Here is a 289-nt window from a genome sequence, read left to right as displayed (position 1 = left end):
CTCGCGGTTGGCCTCCTTCACCTGCGTGAATTCCGGCGTCTCCATCACGTTGAGGCGGATATAGGCGCCGACCGCGACGAGCCCGACGCTGAGCAGGAACGCGAGCCGCCATCCGTAGGAGAGGAACTGCTCCTCGGACAGGCTGTAGGACAGGGCCGCGACGACCCCGGAGGCGAGGCAGAGGCCGAGGGCGAGCCCGATCTGCGGGATGCTGGCGTAGAGCCCGCGCCGCTCCGGCGGGGCGTACTCGAAGGCCATGAGCACGGCGCCGCCCCATTCGCCGCCGAGG

Annotated in this window: 1 protein-coding gene; it reads right to left on the bottom strand. The window is 70.6% G+C overall.

The features are described 5' to 3' along the window. A partial coding sequence (locus WDW90_RS38925) for an MFS transporter (RefSeq protein ID WP_336492974.1) occupies positions 1 to 289 on the bottom strand: 289 nt, incomplete at both ends.

Origin of the sequence: Methylobacterium nigriterrae (assembly GCF_037106235.1) — a bacterium.
Taxonomy (GTDB): Bacteria; Pseudomonadota; Alphaproteobacteria; order Rhizobiales; family Beijerinckiaceae; genus Methylobacterium; species Methylobacterium nigriterrae.
Note: the sequence above shows the minus strand (reverse complement) of the source record. Positions and strands in the feature narration are given on the sequence as shown.